This window comes from Bradyrhizobium sp. Kon10 (assembly GCF_055807395.1).
Genome location: NZ_JBVVOZ010000264.1, coordinates 1 through 260, shown reverse-complemented (window position 1 = coordinate 260; position 260 = coordinate 1). Strand labels below are relative to the sequence as shown.

Sequence of the window (260 nt, the reverse complement as noted above, 5' to 3'; positions counted from 1 at the left end):
CGGCACCTCGGCCCTGACCAGCCTGCGCACCGCTTCGAGCGGCGCACTCGACGCCAGCGGCGCATGAAAATCGCAGCCTTGCGCGGCGGCCAGCAATTCGATGCCGACGACCGCCGTCGCATTCTCAACCATGCCGATCAACCGGCGCGCGCCATGTGCTGCCATCGAGACGTGGTCTTCCTGGTTGGCCGAGGTCGGGATCGAATCAACGCTGGCCGGATAGGCCTTCTGCTTGTTTTCCGAGACGAGTGCCGCTGCCG

1 protein-coding gene is annotated in these 260 nt (G+C 66.2%); it reads right to left on the bottom strand.

Annotation, left to right across the window (positions count from 1 at the left end; genetic code table 11):
• Nucleotides 1-260 (bottom strand): aromatic amino acid lyase (locus tag AC0L2O_RS36960; RefSeq protein ID WP_473373230.1); only part of this gene is annotated, 260 nt, incomplete at both ends.